At 73.9% G+C, this 18,452-nt stretch carries 13 protein-coding genes and 1 pseudogene; 9 read left to right on the top strand and 5 right to left on the bottom strand.

What is annotated here, in order from left to right:
• Window positions 1-11: 11 nt before the first annotated feature.
• The gene (locus BN6_RS23450) at window positions 12-1,496 is read left to right on the top strand and encodes an aldehyde dehydrogenase family protein (protein ID WP_015102231.1); all 1,485 of its coding nucleotides are present in this window, start codon (window positions 12-14) and stop codon (window positions 1,494-1,496) included.
• Between the two features lie 41 nt (window positions 1,497-1,537).
• Here BN6_RS23450 and BN6_RS23445 read toward each other — a convergent pair whose 3' ends face one another.
• Window positions 1,538-2,782: a cytochrome P450 family protein gene (locus BN6_RS23445; protein ID WP_015102230.1), complete on the bottom strand. Its 1,245-nt coding sequence runs from the start codon at window positions 2,780-2,782 to the stop codon at window positions 1,538-1,540.
• A gap of 223 nt (window positions 2,783-3,005) precedes the next feature.
• Here BN6_RS23445 and BN6_RS23440 point away from each other — a divergent pair, with 223 nt between their 5' ends.
• On the top strand, window positions 3,006-4,196 hold the full coding sequence (locus BN6_RS23440) for an acyl-CoA dehydrogenase family protein (protein WP_015102229.1): 1,191 nt from the start codon (window positions 3,006-3,008) through the stop codon (window positions 4,194-4,196).
• Window positions 4,197-4,444: 248 nt separating this feature from the next.
• Here the strand turns inward: BN6_RS23440 and BN6_RS44055 are convergent.
• Together BN6_RS44055 and BN6_RS23425 are read right to left on the bottom strand one after the other, a co-directional pair.
• Window positions 4,445-4,651: pseudogene (locus BN6_RS44055) on the bottom strand (IS5/IS1182 family transposase); the annotation flags it as partial.
• A 618-nt stretch (window positions 4,652-5,269) separates the two neighbouring features.
• Window positions 5,270-5,782, bottom strand: coding sequence for a flavin reductase family protein (locus BN6_RS23425; RefSeq protein WP_015102226.1), 513 nt, complete (start codon window positions 5,780-5,782; stop codon window positions 5,270-5,272).
• A gap of 109 nt (window positions 5,783-5,891) precedes the next feature.
• Here BN6_RS23425 and BN6_RS23420 point away from each other — a divergent pair, with 109 nt between their 5' ends.
• Both BN6_RS23420 and BN6_RS23415 read left to right on the top strand, forming a co-directional pair.
• Window positions 5,892-7,466, top strand: a complete 1,575-nt coding sequence (locus tag BN6_RS23420; protein WP_015102225.1) for an aspartate aminotransferase family protein — start codon at window positions 5,892-5,894, stop codon at window positions 7,464-7,466.
• Window positions 7,467-7,612: 146 nt separating this feature from the next.
• Window positions 7,613-7,990 (top strand): winged helix-turn-helix transcriptional regulator, encoded by a 378-nt coding sequence (locus tag BN6_RS23415; RefSeq protein ID WP_015102224.1) that lies wholly within the window; start codon window positions 7,613-7,615, stop codon window positions 7,988-7,990.
• On the opposite strand, the gene BN6_RS42295 is transcribed toward BN6_RS23415, so the two are convergent.
• Window positions 7,971-10,523: a BTAD domain-containing putative transcriptional regulator gene (locus tag BN6_RS42295; protein WP_015102223.1), complete on the bottom strand. Its 2,553-nt coding sequence runs from the start codon at window positions 10,521-10,523 to the stop codon at window positions 7,971-7,973. The genes BN6_RS23415 and BN6_RS42295 overlap by 20 nt on opposite strands.
• Before the next feature lie 469 nt (window positions 10,524-10,992).
• Between BN6_RS42295 and BN6_RS23405 the strand changes: the two genes are divergently transcribed.
• The 5 genes from BN6_RS23405 to BN6_RS23385 all read left to right on the top strand — a co-directional run bounded on the left by BN6_RS23405 (window position 10,993) and on the right by BN6_RS23385 (window position 17,060).
• A complete protein-coding gene (locus tag BN6_RS23405; protein ID WP_015102222.1) occupies window positions 10,993-11,463 on the top strand; it encodes a YybH family protein in 471 nt (156 codons plus the stop codon).
• 211 nt (window positions 11,464-11,674) lie between these two features.
• Complete coding sequence (locus BN6_RS48035; RefSeq protein WP_015102221.1) at window positions 11,675-13,486, top strand: fatty acyl-AMP ligase; 1,812 nt, start codon at window positions 11,675-11,677, stop codon at window positions 13,484-13,486.
• On the top strand, window positions 13,483-15,051 hold the full coding sequence (locus BN6_RS23395; RefSeq protein ID WP_015102220.1) for an acyl-CoA carboxylase subunit beta: 1,569 nt from the start codon (window positions 13,483-13,485) through the stop codon (window positions 15,049-15,051). The genes BN6_RS48035 and BN6_RS23395 overlap by 4 nt, the downstream gene beginning before the upstream one ends.
• Window positions 15,048-15,242 (top strand): acyl-CoA carboxylase epsilon subunit, encoded by a 195-nt coding sequence (locus BN6_RS23390; protein ID WP_041313732.1) that lies wholly within the window; start codon window positions 15,048-15,050, stop codon window positions 15,240-15,242. Before BN6_RS23395 ends, BN6_RS23390 begins: the two co-directional genes overlap by 4 nt.
• 54 nt (window positions 15,243-15,296) lie before the next feature.
• Complete coding sequence (locus tag BN6_RS23385) at window positions 15,297-17,060, top strand: acetyl/propionyl/methylcrotonyl-CoA carboxylase subunit alpha (RefSeq protein WP_015102219.1); 1,764 nt, start codon at window positions 15,297-15,299, stop codon at window positions 17,058-17,060.
• A 261-nt stretch (window positions 17,061-17,321) separates the two neighbouring features.
• Here BN6_RS23385 and BN6_RS23380 read toward each other — a convergent pair whose 3' ends face one another.
• Window positions 17,322-18,185 carry an NAD(P)-dependent oxidoreductase gene (locus BN6_RS23380; protein WP_197540177.1) on the bottom strand — a complete coding sequence of 288 codons (864 nt, stop codon included), beginning with the start codon at window positions 18,183-18,185 and terminating at the stop codon, window positions 17,322-17,324.
• Window positions 18,186-18,452: the final 267 nt, after the last annotated feature.

Here is an 18,452-nt window from a genome sequence, read left to right as displayed (position 1 = left end):
GGGAGCACACCGTGGACCGGGTTCTCGGCGCGGAGGTCGAGCAGTTCCTCAAGCAGGACAAGGAGTTGTTCGTCGGCGGGCGGTTCGTGCCCGCGGCCGGCGGACGCACGTTCAGCACGCTCGACCCGTCCACCGGAGCGCCCCTCGCACAGGTCGCGTTCGCCGGTCCGGACGACGTCGCGGCGGCCGTCGCGGCGGCCCGCGCGGCGCTGGACGGGCCGTGGGGCGACCTGCCCGCGTCCGGCCGGGAGCGGCTGCTGGCGCGGCTGGCGGACCTCGTGGAGCGGGACGCCGCCGTGCTGGCCGAGCTCGACGCCGTGGACGGCGGGAAACCCCGCTCGCTCACGGCCGCCGTGGACGTGCCCGGCGCGGTCGAGCACCTGCGCTACTACAGCGGCTGGCCCACCAAGCTGGAGGGCGCGACGCTCCCGGTCGGGCTGCCCGGCGCGCTGTGCTACACCCGGCTGGAACCGGTCGGGGTGTGCGCGGCGATCATCCCGTGGAACTTCCCGCTGATGATGGCCGGCTGGAAGCTCGCGCCCGCCCTGGCGGCCGGCTGCACGGTGGTGCTCAAGCCCGCCGAGCAGACGCCGCTGTCGGCGCTGTGGCTGGCCGGGCTGGTCGCCGAGGCCGGTTTCCCGCCGGGCGTGGTCAACGTGCTGACCGGCGACGGCTCCACCGGGGCCGCCCTGGTCGACCACCCGGACGTGGCCAAGGTGGCGTTCACCGGGTCGACGGCGGTCGGCCGGGAGATCGCGGCGAAGGCGGGCGCGGCGGTCAAGCGGGTCTCCCTGGAACTGGGCGGCAAGTGCCCGAACATCGTGCTGGCCGACGCGGACCTGCCCGCCGCGATCGCCGGCGCGGCCGAGGCGGCGTTCTTCAACTCCGGCCAGAGCTGCGTGGCCGGGGCCCGGCTGTACGTCCAGCGCGCGGTGTACGACGAGGTCCTGGCGGGCCTGGCCGGGGCGGCGTCCGGGATCGTGCCCGCGCCCGCGCTCGACCCGGAGGGCGTGCTCGGGCCGCTGGTGTCGGCCGAGCAGTACGCCCGCGTGCGCGGCTACCTGGTGGACGCGGTGGCCGAGGGCGCGCGGGTGGTGGCCGGGCAGGTGCCGCCGGAGGAGCCCGGGGGCGGGTACTTCGTCGCGCCGGTCGTGCTGGCCGACGTGCCCGCCACCGCGGCGCTCGCCCGCGAGGAGGTGTTCGGGCCGGTGGTCGCGGTGACCCCGTTCGACACCCTCGACGAGGTCGTGGACCTCGCCGAGGACACCCCGTACGGGCTGGCCGCCGGCGTGTGGACCCGTGACCTGGCCTCGGCGCACGTGCTGGCGGCCCGGCTCAAGGTCGGCATGTTCTACGTCAACGCGTGGGCGGTCGGCGACCCGGCCGCGCCGTGGGGCGGGGTGAAGTCCTCCGGCATCGGCCGTGAACTCGGCCGGGCCAACCTCGACGCGTACCTCGAACCCAAGACGGTGTGGGTCGTGCACGGCACGCCGTGACCGGTGGTGGGGGCCGGGACCCGGCCCCCACACCGCGGCGGTCAGGCGTCCGACGACCGTCCCAAGAGGACCGGCAGCTCCCGGTGGCCGTTGGAGACGAAGGACTCCAGCGGGCTCAGGGCTTCCGGGGTCGCCGCGAGCGCCAGGTCCGGGAACCTCCCGAACAGCGCGGGCAGCGCGATCCCGGCCTCCAGCCGGGCCAGCGGCGCGCCGATGCAGAAGTGCACGCCGTGCCCGAAGCCGATGTGGTCGGCCCGGGTCGGGCGGGTCACCACGAACTCGTCCGCGTCCGGCCCGTGCACCAGCGGGTCGCGGCCGGCGGCGGCGAACGAGATCAGGATCGGCTCGCCCGCCCGGATCACCTGCCCGCCGGGGATCTCCACGTCGGACACCGCGAAGCGCAGCGGCAGGTTCGCGAACGGGGCCTCCAGCCGGATCGACTCCTCCACCACGTCCGGCCAGCCCGCCGCGCCGGACCGCACGGCCGCCAGCTGCGCGGGGTGGGTCAGCAGCGCGAACACGGCCTGGTCGATCAGGTTGGTGGTGGTCTCGTGGCCGGCGGTGAAGGTCAGCAGGACGGTGTCGACCAGTTCCCGCTCCGAGAGCCGCGTGCCGTCCTCGGCGCGGGCCGCGATCAGCGCGCTCACCAGGTCGTCGCCCGGTTCCGCGCGCTTGAGGTCCACCAGCCGGTGCAGCAGCTCGTACCCGCGCCGGGTGTACTCCGCGATCGCCGCCTCGTCCTGCGCGGTCATCCACGCCCCGATCACGCCCAGCAGCTCGCCGCGCACGTCGTCGGGGATGCCGAGCAGCTCGGAGATCACCGCCGCCGGCAGCGCCTGCGCGAACTCGGCGCGCAGGTCCACCGGGCGGTCCGGGCCGTGCGCCGCGAGACCGTCCAGCAGCGCCGCCACGATCGCCTCCACGCGCGGCTTGAGGTCGCGGGTCCGGCGCGCGGTGAACGCGCCCGCCACGAGCTTGCGCAGCCGGCGGTGCGCGTCGCCGTAGGAGGTGATCATGTTGCGGTCGGCGACCCACATCGCCAACGGCCACGTGCGGGCCAGCTCGCCCTCGCCGTTCTCCCAGGCGGGCCAGTGCGCGTACGCGTCGCGCGAGATCCTCGGGTCGGTCAGCAGCTGCTTGATCAGCGCGGTGTCGGTCACCAGCCAGGAGACGACGCCGCCGGGCAGCTCCACCCGGGCCGCCGGGCCGTGCGCCCGCAGCGCCGCCACCTCGCCTTGGATGTCTCGGCCCGCGGTGTCGAGCACGTGCAGGCTGGTCTGGGTCATGGCTGCCCTCTTCCTCCGGTGGACCCGAGAGCCGCGCGGCCGGCGGCGCTCCCACGGTAGGCAGCCGGCGTAACCGGGCGCGCACCGCCGGCACCGCGCCCGGTTACCGGGGCGTGACCGCGCCTCCCGCGCCGGCTGACAGGCTCGGGCCCCGGGGCGTCGACGGGGGTGTCGACGCCCGTCCGGACTTGAGCCCGATGAACTAGGTTCCAGGGAGTTCCCCATGGTCAGTGTGGAAACCGACACCGACGTCGACGCGGTGGTGGCCGCCGTGCGCGAGGCCGTGCCCCGCCTGCGGGCCAACGGCCTGGCCGCCGAGAACGCCCGGCGGGTACCGGCGGAGAACCTCGACCTGCTGGAGAAGGCCGGGGTGTTCCGCATCGCCACGCCGCGCCACTACGGCGGGCTGGACTTCTCCCTGGCCGACCAGGCGAAGGTGCTCGCCGAGGTCGCCCGGGGCTGCGGCTCGACCAGCTGGGTGGCCATGGTGTGGCTGTCCAGCGCGTGGATCTGCTCGCTGTACCCGGAAGAGCTCCAGGCGGAGATCTTCGCGACACCCGCGCCGCGCGTCTCCGGCGGCTTCATGCCCACCGGCACGCTCGTCCCGGTCGAGGGCGGCTACCGGCTCAACGGCACCTGGCGGTTCAACTCCGGCTGCCAGGACGCCGACTGGAACATGATGATCACCGTCCTGGAGCACCCCGACGGCCGGGTCGACGAGGCGATCGCCGTGGTGCCGATCTCGGAGTTCACCATCGTGGACGACTGGCACGCCTCCGCGCTCGCCGCGACCGGCAGCTGCACCACCATCGCCGAGGACGTGTTCGTGCCCGCGCACCGGGTCGTGATCCCCGCCGAGGCGGCCGCCGAACTGGCCGAGCACCCGGAACTGCTGGCCGCGCTGCCGCCGGGCCGCGCCTACAGCCTCTACCCGTTCCTGTTCTCCCAGGCGGTGTCGACCTTCATCGGACTGGCGCGCGGCGCGTACGAGCTGTTCACCGAACGCCTGCCGGGGCGCGGGATCAGCTACACGTCGTGGACCGACCAGCGGGAGCACCCGCTGGTCCAGGTGAAGGTCGGCGTGGCGGCGAGCCGGATCGCGGCGGCCGAGGCGGTGGCCGAGCGGCTGTACCGGATCCAGCAGGAGCGGGCCGACGCGGGCGAGGAGCCGACGCTCGCCGAGCGGGTGGAGGTCCGGGGCCAGAGCGCGTTCGCCGTGCAGCTGCTCAAGCAGGCGGTGGAGGAGCTCTACGAGGCGGCCGGCGCCACCGCGATCCGCCGCGACCTGCCGCTGCAACGGTTCCGGCGCGACATCGAGGGGTTGTCGCTGCACGGGTGGATCGTGTTCGCCACCAACATGGAGGTCTACGGCCGGCACCTGCTGGGCCTCGACCCCGGCACCGAGATGCTCTGACCGCACAGCGAACAGGACCGGCGGAACCCGACCGCCGGTCCTGTCGGCGTGCAGTGGTGTCAGCCGGTGCCGGGGGATTTCGTTCCGGCGGAAAGGGATTACCCGGGCAAAGGGCTGTTCGGTAGATGGTCTCCGAGCTGCCTCGGGCGTGATGGGCCGTGGTGGACTCGGTCGCCTTTGAGAGGGCAGTGTCAGAGGATCTTCCAGGTCTTTCGTGCGGGCGAAGACGTGTTCGATGCGTGTGCGGACCTGCTTGTGGGATTCGTTGTGCTGCGCCAGTACACCGCGACCAGCAGTGCTCGGTCCTCCAACGGAAGGCTTCAGGGCCGGTCTTTGCGAACCGCATCCGCGCCCTCGCGTCGCAGCACGGTCCCCAGCTTCCCGAAGCAGCGCGGGCTCAGCCCTGCGAACGGGGCTGCCCAGGAGGGCTCCGACGCCGTGATCACACCGGTCACGCTGTGATCGCCTCAGCCCCGGATCGGACCACGAGCCTCACATGGTCTCCCCGCCTACCGTGAGACGGCGACGCCACCAGAGGTCAGCACGCCGCTGCCGGCGATCGGCGAAAGGGTCAGGCAGCGTGCGCCCGAGGTACACGGCGTCCAGGGAGGCCACTTGGCGCTTCAGCTCGGCGCGGGACCGGGAGGGCAGTTGTTGCAGGACTTCCTCCAGCACGTCACGGGCATGCCTCACATCGTCGAGGGAACAGCCGCGGCACGAGCAGTGGGCGTCCTGGGGATACAAGGGACGCCGCCCCGGCGGTTGCAAGAACCCTTTATAACGCCGCAGCGCGCGGACTGTGGCGCCGGGAAAGACGTAGTAGTCGCCCGAGAGGCGTTCCACTCGATGTATCGCCAGGCTGGTGAGGGCGGAGAGGTCGTGGATCCGACGCGGCGGTGGGTCCTCCCAGATGCGAGGACCATGGTGCTGGGCGCGCAGGGCACCAGGCCGTCTACGCGGCATCGGCCCATCGGTTTGCGGTCACGGCCGTCATCATGCCAGCCGCACGGCCTATGCAGCCAGAGATCAGCGGGACGGCCCCAAGGCAGTTCTACCCGGGCACAGAAGGGTTTTCACCCGGGCAGGTGGCGGAAACGGCCGTGGTGGAACAACAACGCGCTGTCGTCGGGGCCGTGGCCGGTGGCCAGCACCTCGCCGATGAAGATCGTGTGGTCGCCGGCGTCGTGCGCGTCGACGAGCGCGCACTCCAGCCACGCCGCGGCGTTCGCCACGACCGGCGCGCCGGTGTGCGCGCCCGCTTCCCAGTCCACGCCCCGGAACTGGGCCTCGCCGCTGGGTCGGGACTTGTCGGCGAAGTAGCGCGCCACCGGCTCCTGGTCGGCGGTGAGCACCGACACCGCGAACCGGCGTTCGGCGGTGAGCGCCGCGTGGGTGCGCGCGCTGTGCGCGACGCAGCACAGCACCAGCGGCGGGTCGAGGGACAGCGAGGTGAACGCGTTGGCCGTCATGCCGTGCGCGTGGCGGCCGCCGACGGTGATCACGACTACGCCCGTGACTAGCCGGGCCATGGTGTGGCGCAGCGAATCCGGGGCGATCGCCGCGCGGGCTCCTCCGGTGGTCGACATGGCCGTGACTCTTCCGCAGGGCGTGCCGCCGCCACCCATCGGCCGGTCACGCCCGGTACACCGGCCGCGGCCTTACCGCTGTGTGACCGGGCCGTCATACCGTCGTCGCATGTCCACCGCAACGGCCGAGTACGAACTCGCCGAACCCCTGATGCTCCAGTGGCTCACCGCGCTCGGCGTCGACGTCGAGTTCGTCCGCGGCGAGGGCAACACCCTCTACTTCGTCGGCCCGGACGGCACCGAGGTCCCGGTGCTGGACTACGCCGGCGGCTACGGGTCGTTGATCCTGGGCCACAACCACCCCGCGATCGTCGACGCGGCCAGGGACTTCTTCGACGCGGGCACGCCGGTGCTCGCGCAGGCGGCCCGCCAGCCCGCCGCGAGCCGGGTCGCCGCCGCGCTGAACTCGGTGCTGCACCGGGAGTTCGGCGTCACCGAGCCGTACTTCGCGGTGTTCGCCAACAGCGGCGCGGAGTCGGTCGAGGTGGCGCTCAAGCACGCCGAGTTCGACCGGGTGCTCAAGGTCAAGGCGCTCGCCGAGGAGATCACCGGGCACCTGGAGGCCGCCGGTGCCGCGGTGGCGTCGGGCACGGCGGTGCTGCCCGAGACGACCGTGGCCGCGCTCGGCCTGCCGGCCGGCAGCGGGTTCGACGCCGTCGCGGCGGAGGTCGGCGGCCGGCTCGCGGCGTCGGCGGCGCGCCCGTCGCTGTTCCTCGCGCTCGAACGGGGCTTTCACGGCAAGCTGGTGGGCAGCATCCAGATCACCCACAACCCGGCGTTCCGCACGCCGTTCGCCACCATGGCCCCGCAGGCGCGGTTCGTGCCGCTGGACCGGCTGGACGTGCTGGACGAGGTGATCGCCGCCGAACGCGCCACCGTGCCGGACGTGGTGGTCGAGGGCGGCGCGGTGGCCGTCGTGCAGCGCGAGTTCCCGGTGTTCAGCGCGTTCGTGCTGGAGGTGATCCAGGGCGAGGGCGGCATCCGGGTGGTCGACCGGGCGGCGGCGGAGCGGATCAGGGCCGCGTGCGACGCCGTGGACTGCCCGATCGTCGTGGACGAGATCCAGAGCGGCATGGGCCGCACCGGGGCGTTCTTCGCCGGGTCGCTGATCGGCCTGGTGCCCGACTACGTGACGCTGGCCAAGAGCCTGGGCGGCGGCGTCGCGAAATCCGCCGTCACGCTGGTGCGCGGCGGGCGCTACCGGCCCGAGTTCGAGCTCCTGCACAGCTCCACGTTCGCCAAGGACGCGTTCTCCAGCGCGCTCGCGCTGCGGACCGTGGAGCTGCTCGAAGCCGACGGCGGCGCGGTCTACCGGCGGGCGGCGGAACTCGGCGACGAGCTGATCGCCCTGTTCACCTCGCTGCGCGAGGACTTCCCAGACGTGGTCAAGGACGTCCGGGGCAAGGGCCTGATGCTCGGGCTGGAGTTCCACGACCAGACCGGCTCCGCCGCGCCGTCCATCGCCCAGGCCGCGCTGACCGACACCTTCGGCTACGCGGTGGCGGGCTACCTGTTCCGGGTGCACCGGATCCGGACGTTCCCGACGGCCAGCGCCACGACCACGCTGCGCTTCGAGCCGTCCGTGCTGCTCACGGCGACCGAGATCGCCCGGTTGGACGTCGCGCTGCGCGCCCTGGCCGCCGTTCTGCGGGCCCAGGACGAGCACGCCTTCACCGCCGGCTGACCCCACCAGCCCACACCCGTGGACCGGTCGCGTGTCGTAACCTGTCAGCGGCGCACCGTCACGGTGCGCCCGCTGTCGGGTCGGTCACCGGGGGACCTCCGCGCCGGCTCGTGGACGGCGGCACGGCGACTGGGGGACGGGTGGCTATGACGGTCCGGACACGACCGAGGCACTGCGGGCTCGACGCTGCCATGGAGGTGATCAGCGGGAAGTGGAAGGTGCTCATCCTGTGGGAGCTGCACGACGGCGACCGCCGGTTCGGCGAGCTGCGCCGGAGCGTGCCGGGGGTCAGTGACAAGGTGCTGGTGGAGCAGCTGCGCCAGCTGGAGGCCGACCGGGTGGTGCGCCGCGAGCTGGACGACGAGGTGTCGCCGCCCCGGGTGGAGTACTCGCTGACGGCGATGGGCCGGGAGCTGTTCGAGGCGCTGCGCCCGCTGGGCGCGTGGGGCCGCGAGCACCTGGTCCCCGCCGCCCGGGACGGGGAGCAGGTGCTCGCGGCGGCGGTCAAGCGCGGACCGGGCTGACCTCGGCGGTCGTGGCCGAGCCGCACGACCGCAGCCGGGCCACGGCCTCCAGTTCCGCGCTGCGGGGCCGGGGCGCCCGCTGCGGGGTCCCGATGTCGAGCAGGCTGCGGAAGTAGCGCCGCCACCCCGGCTGCCGGGGGCCCGACTCGTCGTCGGCGCGGGCGGGGGAGAACCGGGCCGGCTCGCGCGTCCGGCCCGGCTGCGCGGAGGACACCAGGTGGCCGACCAGCTCGTCCACCGCCGCGTCGCCCAGCGCCTCCAGCGTGATGGTGGTGACGTGCCGCTTGCCGCCGCCCCAGGTCGGCCGCCGGCCGAGCAGCTCCGAGCGCGCCGACGCGACCACCAGCAGCGGCCCGCACGCCGCGTCGGCCAGCTCGCCGACGAAGTCCAGCAGGCTCTCGTCGGCCCGGTGCAGGTCGTCCACGATCAGCACGAACGGCCGGCTGAACTCGGTCATCGCCAGGAACCGCTGCCACGCCCGCAGCTCGGCCACCGGGTCGTTCATCACGAACGCCAGCTCCGGGTCGAGGTACGGGGCGATGCAGGTGAGCAGCGCCTGCACCCGCACCGGGTCGTCGATCAGCCGGTTGATCACCGCTGAGGCCTTGGCCATCGCGGCGGTCGGCTCGTCGCCCGGTGCGATGGCGCAGATGGTGTGGATCAGCTCGCGCTGAAGGTCGTGTATGGCGTCGATGTCCACGCCGGTCGCGCCGGTGGGCCGTCTGGACACCTGGAACCGGGCGATGTGCGCCTGGCCGTGGGCGCGCTCCTCGAACTCGTCGAGCAGCCGGGTCTTGCCGGTGCCCCGGTCGCCGAGCAGCGTCACCAGGTGCGCCGCCGACCGCAGCCGGGTGCGCTCCAGCATGCCCAGCAGCAGGCCGATCTCGAACTCGCGCTCCGCGGCCAGGCCCGGCGTGGCGCCCACGAAGTCCTTGCGGATGCCCTGCAACCGGTGGTCGTGGACGTCGCCCGGCTGGTAGACCGCGAGCGGCTCGGTGGCCTCGCGGGTCGCCTCGCACACCCTGATCTCGCTCACCCCGGTGCGCAGCAGCAGCGTGTGGCAGCGGTCGAGCAGCGTGCCGGTCAGCGTGATCGGCCCGCGCCCGCCGGCGGGGTGGCGCACCAGCACCTCGCCGGTGACCACGGCCGCGTGGAACGACACCGGGGGCCGCTCCCGCGCGTCCGCGTCCGGCCGCAGGTCCTCGCCGATGGCCAGGGCGGCCAGCACCGCCCGCTTCGCCGCGTCCACCCAGCCCGAGCTGCCGGGCTCGAACACGGTCAGCGACACCGAGCCGATGGTGGCGCTGACGATCCCGGCGAAGTGCTCGGCGTTGGCCCGCACCAGCTGGGCGATCTCGGCCAGCATCCGGTCGACGCCGGGGGTGTTCGCGCCGTCCTGCCCGTCGTCGATCACCGTGCGCACCAGCAGCACGCTGACCGTCTTGCGCTCCTCCCGGGCGGGCGGCACCTCGTCGGCGGGACGGGGCGCGGCGGGCTCGGGAACCGGCTGCCCGTTGCCCGGCTGCCCGTTGCCCGGCACCGGGTGCCGGTGCGGCGGCGCGGGCCACGGGTCGGGCACGGTGTGCGGCGCGGGGCCGGTCGGTAACCACGGCGAGAGCTGCGACGGCTGCGGCGCGTCCAGCAGCGGGACGGTGTCGCCGCCGGCGAACCGGGCCTGGTCCGGCGTGCGCGCGGCGGCCAGGTCGACCGGCGTGCCGGTGTGCCCGCGCAGCGGCACCCGCGCCGAGCCGCGCGGGGCGAGCAGCAGCGGGTCGTGCGCCAGGATCGACTGCTGGAGGGCGCGCAGCTCGCGGCCGGGCTCCAGACCCAGCTCCTCGACCAGCGCCACCCGCACCCGGCTGTAGGTGTTGAGCGCGTCGGCCTGCCGGCCGCTGCGGTACAGGGCGAGCATCAACTGCCCGGCGGCGCGCTCGCGGACCGGGTTCGTCTCGACCATCGCCTCCAGGTCGCCGAGCACGGCCAGGTGCCGCCCGCAGGCCAGTTCCGCCTCGAAGTGGTCTTCGGTGGCGTCCCAGCGCGCGTTCTGCAGCACGGCCAGCTCCAGCCAGCTGATGCCGGCCTCGGCGAGGTCGGCCAGCACCGGGCCGCGCCACAGCGCCAGCGCCTCGCGCAGCACCCGCGCGGCGGGCTCGGGCTCGTTGTCGGCGAGCCTGCGTCGACCCTCGGCGACCCGGTCGTGGAACACGTGCAGGTCGATGTCCTCGCGGTCGACGCACAGCTTGTAGCCGGGCGCCTGGGTGACCAGGGTGGGCGTCCCGTCCGCGCGGTCGCCCGGCACCGGGCCCCGGCGCAGGCTCGACACCGAGTTCTGCAGGATCTTGCGGGCCGACAGCGGCGCGCTGTCGGCCGGCCACAGCGCGTTGAGCAGCTGGCTGATCGACACGACGCGGTTGGCGTGCAGCAACAGGTACGCCAGGGTCGCTTTCTGCTTGGTGCCCCCCAGGCCCTCGCGCTGACGTTTGCCCTGCACCTCCAGCGGCCCCAGCAACCGGAATCGGATGATGTCCCCCATGAGCCCTGCTCCCCCTAGCTGAAGTGGTTGGCAGACCGGATTCCGTCCGCGACCGGCGGACCCGGCCATCGACTGGGTCGTGAGGAGACCTCAAAACCATGCGACGGGCCGTACACTCCATTGTGCTGGCGACTCCGCACCACGTGTCCCCCGAATGGCAGAATATTCGCTAAATCATGATACATCACTTGGCATCGTTGGCAAGGTGATGTCTCGGTTGGTGCGCTTACCAAAACGTTAGCGCCCCTGGTCGGCAGTCAAGGGGAAAGCCGTATTGGTCGGAGGTTCCGCGCCCGGGGGCACCGTCCCACGGTGGCCCGCCGGGCTCACCGGGCGGTAACTGGCGGAGGTCGGCCGGTCACGGCGCGTGTTACCGGGGTGTGGGCGGTCCGTAATTACGCTGGTGGTCGCCCTTTCCCTCGGCCTGTCCGGCACGGGCGGGCCCGGTCCAGCGAAGGTGACGGCACCCATGAATTCCGGCATCGGATTTGATATCCCGGACGACCCGCACGAGCAGAATGATCTGTTCGTCCGGCTTTTCAACCACGGCGACGGCTCGCTCTACGATTCGATGTACACCCCCGACGGCATCTCCAATATCTCCGGCGGCCCGCTGACCGGCGAGGCCCGCACCAGGTTCTTCAAGGATTTCCTGGCGGGCGGCCCGAAGATCGACTCCAAGGTCGTCGGGGCATTCACCACCGGGGACACCTCGCTGCTGTTCGTGGACTACCACCTGGACATCCCGGGCGAGAGCGGCGAGATGGTCAGCGTGCACGGGGTGTGCACCGACGTGCTGGTGCGCAACGCCGACGGCGAGTGGCGGCTGGCCATCGACCGGCCGGTGCCGACCGGCACCCCGGCCGATCCCGCCGTCGATCCCGCCGTCGATCCCGCGGCAGACACCGCGGCCGACACCGCGAGCGCGCACGCGGGGTAGCCGCGTCCCGGCCCCGGACCGCCGCTCGGGCACCCGGGGCCGGGACTCCCGGCCACCGGCGTGTTACCGCCGCGTGACTGCGGGCTGGAGGCCGGAGCACCGGCCGCGCCTAGCGTCCGAACGGCCCGGCGCGGTCGCCGGGGCGCTCCCACGACCGGCGGAGAACCCGGTCCGCTTCCCCGCAACGCCCACGGCAAGGAGAACACCTGACATGGCCAGCACTCCCGACCACCGCACCGGATCGGCGTCCACCCTGCCCGACGTGCTGGCCGAGCGCGCGGCCCGGCAGCCGGACCAGGTCGCCTACGTCTTCCTGCGCGACGGCGAGGTCCCGGCGGAGTCCACCACCTACGCCGGGCTCGACGCCGACGCGCGGGTCCGGGCCGCCGCGTTCACCGCCGCGGGCCTGTCCGGCGGCACGGCGGTCCTGCTCTACCCGTCCGGGCTGGAGTTCGTCCGCGCCCTGCTGGGCACGATGTGCGCCGGGGTGGCCGGCGCACCCGTCCAAGTGCCGCGCCGGCGTCAGGGCCTGGCCCGGCTGCGCCGCATAGCCGACGACGCCGGCACCACCACCGTGCTCACCACCGCGGCCGTCGAGCGGGACCTGGTCGAGCGGTTCGGCGACGCGCCGGAACTGGCCGGCCTGACCTTCGTCGCCACCGACGCGCTGCCCGCGACAGTGCCCCCGTCCGTGCCCCCGTCCGTGCCCCCGTCCGGCTCCGCGCCGGGCCGGGCGGTCCGGCCGGGCCCGGACGACGTGGCGATGCTCCAGTACACCTCGGGGTCGACCGGCGACCCGAAGGGCGTCATGGTGACGCACCGCAACTTCATCGACAACGCGGTGGAGACCGACGCGCTGTGGCAGTGCCGGGACGACGCGGTGTTCGTGTCGTGGCTGCCGCTGTTCCACGACATGGGGATGCTGTTCGGCATCGTCATCCCGCTGTGGGCGGGGCGGCCCGCCCACCTGATGGCCCCCGACGCGTTCATCCGCCGCCCGGCCCGCTGGCTGGAGGCGATGGCGCGGTGGGGCGGCACGCACTCCGCCGCGCCCAGCTTCGCCTACGACCTGTGCGTGCGCGCGTTCGAGGAGGGCGGCACGGCCGACGTCGGCGATTTGTCCCGCTGGCGGGTGGCGGCCAACGGCGCGGAACCCGTGCGCTGGGCGACCGTCCGGGCGTTCCTGGACGCGTTCGCGCCCAACGGGTTCGACCCGCGCGCGATGTCGGCCGGCTACGGCCTGGCGGAGAACACGCTCAAGGCCACCGGCAGCGACCCGTACCGCGAGCCGAGCCCGCTGTGGGTCTCGACCGCCGCGCTGAGCCGGGGCCGGGTCGAGCCGGTGCCGGCCGACGTCGAGGGCGCGACCGTGCTGGTCGGCGCGGGCGTCGCGATCATGGGAACCACGATCGAGATCGTCGACCCGGACACCGCGTCCCGGCGCGGGCCCGGCGAGGTGGGCGAGATCTGGATCAGCGGGCCGTGCGTCGCCGCCGGCTACCACGGCCGGCCCCGGCTCAGCGAGGAGACCTTCCGGGCCCGGCTCGCCGACGCGCCCGGCGACCCGAGGACGTTCCTGCGCACCGGTGACCTCGGGTTCCTGCACCGGGGCGAGCTGTTCGTGGCGGGCCGGCTCAAGGACGTGATCATCCGCAGGGGCCGCAACTTCTACCCGCAGGACATCGAACTCTCGGCGGAGTCCGTCGTGGACGGTCTGCACCCCAACTGCGCCGCCGCGTTCTCGCTGGACGACGGCGTCGAGGAACGGCTGGTGGTGGCCGTCGAGGCGGACGGCCGGGTGCTGCGCGCGGTCGGCGCGGACGGGCTGCGCGCCCTGGTCCGCGACGTGGTGACCGAGAACCACGGCCTGGTCGCCGACGACGTGCTGGTGCTGCGCCGGGGCGCGCTGCCCAAGACCTCCAGCGGCAAGATCCAGCGCCGGGCCGCCCGCGCCCGCTACGAGGCCGGCGACCTGGTCGACGTCACGGCGTCCCGCCCGGTCGGCGCGGGGGAGCGGGCGTGAGCGGGCACGGCGCGGGCAGCACCCGACAGCGCATCGACGACCTGCTGGCGCGCCGGGCCGAACTGCTGGCCCAGCAGGACGAGCGGGCGGTGCGCCGGCAGCGGGACAAGGGCAAGCTCACCGCCCGCGAGCGGATCGAGGCGCTGCTCGACCCCGGCTCGTTCACCGAGCTGGACGCGCTGGCCCGGCCGCGCGCCGCGGACCACCTGCGCGACCGGCCCGCCGGCGACGGCGTCGTGGTGGGCCACGGCACGATCGACGGCCGCCGGGTCTGCCTCTACGCCTACGACTTCACCGTCCTGGGCGGTTCGCTCGGCGAGGTCAACGGCGGCAAGATCGTCAAGCTGCTGGACTTCGCGCTGCGCGTCGGCGCGCCGGTGATCGGTGTCAACGACTCCGGCGGCGCGCGGGTGCAGGAGGGCGTGGTGTCGCTGGCCCGCTACGGCGAGCTGATCAGGAAGCACGTCGACGCGTCCGGCGTGGTCCCGCAGATCTCGCTGATGGTCGGGCCGTGCGCGGGCGGCGCGGTGTACGGGCCCGCGATCACCGATTTCATCGTCATGGTCGACGGCATCTCGCACATGCACGTGACCGGCGCGGACGTGATGCGCACGGTCACCGGCGAGGACGTCGACGCGGAGGAGCTGGGTGGCGCGCGGCGCAACAGCGCGGTGTCGGGCAACACCCACTACCTGGCCGCCGACGAGAAGGACGCGTTCGAGTACGTGCGGCTGCTGCTGGGCTACCTGCCGTCGAACAACGCCGCCGACCCGCCGGTGTACGCGGCCACCGAGGACCCCGGCCCGCGCCCGGCCGACCTGGCGCTGGACTCGGTGATCCCGGACGGCCGCAACCAGCCCTACGACATGACCGAGGTGGTGCGCGCGGTGCTCGACGGCGGCGAGCTGCTGGAGGTGCAGCCGCTGTTCGCCCGCAACATCGTGTGCGGGTTCGGCCGGGTCGACGGGCGCAGCGTCGGCGTGGTCGCCAACCAGCCGGCGCACCTGGCGGGCGTGCTCGACATCGACGCCAGCGAGAAGGCCGCCCGGTTCATCCGGCTGTGCGACGCCTTCCACGTCCCGGTGGTGACCTTCGTCGACGTGCCGGGGTTCCTGCCGAGCCTGGAGCAGGAGCGGCTGGGGATCATCCGGCGCGGCGCGAAGCTGATCTACGCCTACGCGGAGGCGACCGTGCCGATGGTGACGGTGGTGACCCGCAAGGCCTACGGCGGCGGGTACGGCGTGATGGGGTCCAAGCACCTGGGCACCGACGTGAACCTCGCCTGGCCGACGGCCGAGATCGCGGTGATGGGCGGTGACAGCGCGGTGACCCTGTTGCACCGCCGCGAACTGGCCGCCGCCGACGACCCGGAGGCCGAGCGGGAACGGCTGCGCGCGGAGTACGAGCAGCGGCTGTGCAACCCGTACGTGGCCGCGGACCGGGGTTACGTCGACGCGGTGATCCTGCCCAGCGAGACGCGCCGGTACGTCGCCGAGGCGCTGGCGGCGTTGCGCGACAAGCGGGTGGACCGGTTGCCCCGCAAGCACGGGAACATCCCGCTGTGACGCCGCCGGAGGTGGTGGCCGTCGCGGGGAACCCGACGCCCGAGGAACTGGCCGTCGCGCTGGTGGTCGTCCGGGCGCTGGCCGGCGCGCGCACCGAGGGGGACCCAGCCGCGGCCACCGCACGGTCCCGGCCGCGCGGGCTGCGGGATCCGCTGGTGCGCGGTCCCTGGCGGCGCGGTGCGCGCCTGTAGCCCCGGTCCTGCTCCCGAACCACTCCCGACCACGTCGATCCGAGGAGAGTCATCGTGCGCAAGGTGCTGATCGCCAACCGCGGCGAGATCGCGGTCCGGATCGCCCGCGCCTGCCGTGACGCCGGCATCGCCTGCGCCGCGGTCTACGCGGGCCCGGACCTGGACGCGCCGCACGTGCGCGCCGCCGACGAGGCCTACCGGCTGCCCGGCGACACGCCGGCGACCAGCTACCTCGACGGCGCGGCGGTGCTGGCCGCCGCGCGGGCCGCCGGCGCGGACGCGGTCCACCCCGGCTACGGGTTCCTGTCGGAGAACCCCGACTTCGCCCAGGCGGTGGTGGACGCCGGGCTGACCTGGATCGGGCCGCCGCCGGCGGCGATCCGGGCGCTGGGCGACAAGGTCGCCGCCCGGCGGGTCGCCGCGCGGGTCGGCGCGCCGCTGGTGCCCGGCACGCCCGACCCGGTCACGTCGGCCGACGAGGTGGTGGAGTTCGCCCGCCGGCACGGCCTGCCGGTCGCGGTGAAGGCCGCGTTCGGCGGCGGCGGGCGCGGGATGCGGGTCGCCCGCACCCTGGCGGAGATCCCCGAGCTGTTCGAGGCGGCCGTCCGCGAGGCGACCGCCGCGTTCGGGCGCGGCGAGTGCTTCGCCGAGCGGTACCTGGACCGGCCCCGGCACGTGGAGACGCAGTGCCTGGCCGACCGGTACGGCGCGGTGGTCGTGGTGTCCACAAGGGACTGCACGCTCCAGCGGCGGCACCAGAAACTGGTCGAGGAGGCCCCCGCGCCGTTCCTGACCGCCGAGCAGGACGCGCGGCTGCGCGCGGCGTCCAAGGCGATCCTGGCCGAGGTCGGCTACGTGGGCGCGGGCACCTGCGAGTTCCTGGTGGGTGCGGACGGCTCGGTGTCGTTCCTGGAGGTCAACACCCGGTTGCAGGTCGAGCACCCGGTCACCGAGGAGGTCACCGGCATCGACCTGGTGGGCGAGATGCTGCGCATCGCCGCCGGCGAGCCGCTCGGCTACGACGACCCGCCGGTGCGCGGCCACGCGCTGGAGTTCCGGATCAACTGCGAGGACCCCGGCCGGGGGTTCCTGCCCGCGCCCGGCACGGTGGAGGTGTTCGAGCCGCCCGCCGGACCGGGCGTGCGGGTGGACTCCGGGGTGGCCGCCGGGTCGGTGGTCGGCCCGGAGTGGGATTCCCTGCTGGCCAAGCTGATCGTGACCGGGGCGACCCGGGAGCGGGCGCTGCGCCGGGCCGCCCGCGCGCTCGCCGAGTTCAAGGTGACCGGCCTGGCGACCGCGCTGCCGTTCCACCGCCGGGTGGTGGTCGACCCGGCGTTCGCCCCGGAGCTCACCGGGTCCGCCGAGCCGTTCACCGTCCACACGCGCTGGATCGAGACCGGTTTCGCCAACGACCTCCCGCCGTACGAGGGCGGGTCGGCGGCGGGCGGGCCGGCCGGGGTGCGGGAGTCGGTGGTGGTCGAGGTCGGCGGCAAGCGGATCGAGATCACCGTGCCCGCGTCGCCGATCGGCCCGGCCGGCCCGGTCGCCCGGACCGCGCCGCCGCGCCGCCGTGCCGCATCGGGCGGGGTCGCGGTGGTGGAGGGCGACACGCTCACCGCGCCGATGATGGGCACGATCGTGAAGGTGCTGGTGTCCGACGGCGACCGGGTCGAGCAGGGGGAGCCGGTCGCCGTGCTGGAGGCGATGAAGATGGAGCAGCGGGTCGCCGCGCACCGCTCCGGCACGGTGAAGGGGCTGGCGGTGGCGGTCGGCGCCTCGGTCGCGGCCGGTGCCGCCCTGTGTGAGATCAAGGACTGAGGCGGGATCGGGGATCGTGGTGAGGTCGCGGACTGGGCGACTTCGACGGCGAAGGGCCCGCCGGAGGTGCGGCGGGCCCTTCGCCGTGCCGAGGGGTTCCGGCGCGGAAACCCCTCGGCACGGCGGAAGTACACCCGGCCCGCACCCGGAGAGGGGTGCGGGCCAGGGGTCCCGGTCGGCACCAGCGCCGTCACCGGGTGGCCGGGTCCGCGCGGAGACTGGGGGATATCGCGCGCGGACGGGCCGTCGAGCGGTCCGGGTCTAGCGCTCCGGGGAGCGGATGACCTCGAACATGCCGGCCAGGGCCTCCTCGCCGTGGCCGTCGGCGACCCGCTGCTCCAGGTACGCCTTGATGGGCAGCATCAGGTCGGGTCGGATGCCCGCGGCCTTGCTGGCCTCGACCATCTTGCCCAGGCCCACCGCGTTGAGCGCGGTGGTGGACACGCTGGTGGCGTACTGGCCGGAGTCGACCGCCGCCGCCGCGCCCTTCACGCTGGGCAGCACGACGTGGGTGATCCACTGCTCGGCGAACGGGGCCAGCGCGGCGGCCGGGATCTTCTCGCTGGCCACCAGCGCGTAGGCGTGCAGCGCGCCGGCCAGCGAGGACCACAGGATGGCCAGCAGGCCCAGGTCGTAGAGCGCGGCCACGCCGGCGTCGGCGCCCAGGTGGATGCTGTTGCCGCCGAGGACCTTCAGCGTGGCCTCGTGCTTGGCGAACACGTCCGCGTCGCCGCCGTAGAACAGCAGCGTCTGCGGCAGGCCGACGCCGGGCGGGACGGACATGATGTAGCCGTCGAGGTACTCGGCCCCGGTGCCGCTCGCCCACTCGGCCGCGCCGCGGGCGTCGTCGGGCAGGCCGGAGGTGAGGTTGACGATCACCTTGCCCTGGAGGGCGTCCTTCACCGGTTCGAGGATGGCGTGGAACGCCGCGTAGTCGACCACGCAGACCACCAGGACGTCACTGGCCGCCACCGCCTCGGCGATGTCGGCGGCGTTGGTCGCGCCCTGCGCCACCAGGGCGTCCGCCTTGCCGGCGGAGCGGTTCCACACGGTGGTCTGGTGCCCTGCCTTGAGGTAGGCGCCGGCCAGCGCTGCGCCCATCAACCCCAGACCGATCACGGACACGGGCGCAGGACTTGCCTCGGTCACCACAATAACAACTCCTTCGGGACTGCCCCGGAATGCGGACGGCACGGGAATGGTCGAACGGATTCGCGCCGCTGCGCGTCACGCCGGGTGCGGCGCGGGTTTTTCCGTCGCGCCCCACTTTATCCGCGCCCGGCGCGGGTCTTCAAGTACTTACTCCAAAGTGCGTTAATCGCCGGTATCCGCCGGCCCGGTGCCACCCGTCCGCCGGGACTGTGCCACCGGTCGGGTAATCGGTCACGAATC

It is taken from the genome of Saccharothrix espanaensis DSM 44229 (assembly GCF_000328705.1).
In the GTDB taxonomy this organism is placed as follows: Bacteria; Actinomycetota; Actinomycetes; order Mycobacteriales; family Pseudonocardiaceae; genus Actinosynnema; species Actinosynnema espanaense.
This window is presented reverse-complemented; position numbering and strand designations above follow the sequence as displayed.